The 1,799-nt window shown below is 35.3% G+C and carries 1 protein-coding gene and 1 riboswitch; the gene reads right to left on the reverse strand.

The genetic code is table 11. The features are described 5' to 3' along the window. A partial coding sequence (locus tag EKL98_RS15490; RefSeq protein ID WP_126563100.1) for an alpha/beta fold hydrolase occupies positions 1-1,606 on the reverse strand: 1,606 nt, incomplete at its 3' end. Positions 1,607-1,686: 80 nt separating this feature from the next. Continuing rightward, positions 1,687-1,793, reverse strand: a riboswitch (SAM riboswitch). Positions 1,794-1,799 lie beyond the last annotated feature (6 nt).

The raw sequence follows: 1,799 nt of genomic DNA on the forward strand, positions 1-1,799 counted from the left end.
CTTCGGCATCGATATAATTGGCAATCAACGAAGCGGTATAATTGCTGCCGTTTCGGCCTAAAGTCGTGGTGTCTCCACTATTATTTGACCCAATAAAACCTGTAATAATATTTATTGTATCGTTATTTTCTTTGAAATAATGGACTACATTTTTCTTAGAAATTTGCTCTAATGGTTGAGCATCACCATAATTTGAATCGGTTTTTATCAATTCTCTGGAATCTGTAAAACGAGCTTTTATACCCTTTCCATTCAAAATCGCAGTAATTAATTTTGCCGAAAGCAATTCGCCTTGAGCTAAAACTTGATCTTTAATTTTTTCGCTATAATCGCCAATCAAACTTACACCTTCGAAAAGCTTGTCTAATAATGCAAATTCTTCCGACAAATCTACGTTTGTATAAATATCTTGTTGATAGTTTTTGAAACTTTCAACCAAAGGTTTATAATTGCCATTTTTGGTCGCAATGGTCAAAATATCTTCTAATTCATCCGTTGCATTTCCTCGTGCCGAAACTACAACGGCAATGTTTTCGCCTTTGCTTTTTTTATCGATAATAATATCTAAAACTTTGTTGATTCCTTCTCCGTTGGCCAATGATTTTCCGCCAAATTTTAATATTTTCATCCTATTTTTTTTATTTTTAAAAACAACATCCAATAAATTGTTCAATTGTTCGTATTCCATTAAAAAAGCATCGTGTCCGTGCTGCGATTCGATTTCGCTATAAAAAACATTGTGCTTAAACTTTTTTATTTCGTGGTAGGTTTCCCTGTTTTCATTCGCTGTAAAAAACAAATCCGAATTGATTCCGATGATATAAATATTGGCATCAACTTCGGAAATTAAATTTTCGAAAGAGGTTCTTCCGCGAGTGATATCAATGGTTTTAAGCAACTGATTCATCATTTTGTAAGCCGAAAGCTCAAACCGTTTTTGCAATTTGTCGCCGTGATAATTCAGCCAACTTTCTACTTGAAAAGAATCGGTCGAATCGGTCGAAGTTCTTTGGAATTTCTCCTTGAAAGATTCTGGCGTTCTGTAACACAACATGGCGTGAATTCGAGCATCTTCGATAGGTTTTGACGAATTGCAAAGAATTTTTTCTTGCAAATAACAATTGGCGATCAACCAATCGGTCGATTTCCAATCGGAAGCAATCGGGAAAAAATTATGGGTCAATTTAGGTTCTAAAGCGACCATTTCCCATGCAATTCCGCCACCTACAGAACCTCCAATTATAGCGAATAATTCTTTGACTTTCAGCAATCGAATGCCTTCCAAGAAAAGTCTGGCGATGTCGCGAGCTGTAAAATCTAAGTAATTTTCAATGTACGTTTTATCGAATCCATTTCCAGGAACATTAAATGCTAATATGGTGTATTTATTGGTATCGATGGTTTTATTGTCGCCAATAAGATTATTCCACCAACCGTTTTCGCCAACCACTTGCGAATTTCCGGTCAAAGCGTGATTAACCAAAACGATTGGAGCTGTATTCAAAACTTGCCCAAAAACCTGATAACTTAAGTTTATAGAAAGAATGAGTACGCCACTTTCGGTGGTGAAATTTTGTAGTTTAATTGATGTTGGTTTATTTTCCAATTTTCAAATCTTTAAAGATTTTTTGATTTGTGTCTGGAAATATTAGAAAGAAAACTAGAAGTAAACTAGGAGGATTCTTGTTGTTATCTTCTCCCGATTAATTGGGATAGAATGTAGCACCTTTCGTTTGTGGCGTAGGTTGCTAAGCTTTCATCGGGTCTATTCCCTCGAGCTTTCTTTATGACATTTCAAT

The sequence above is a fragment of the Flavobacterium bomense genome (assembly GCF_003970355.1).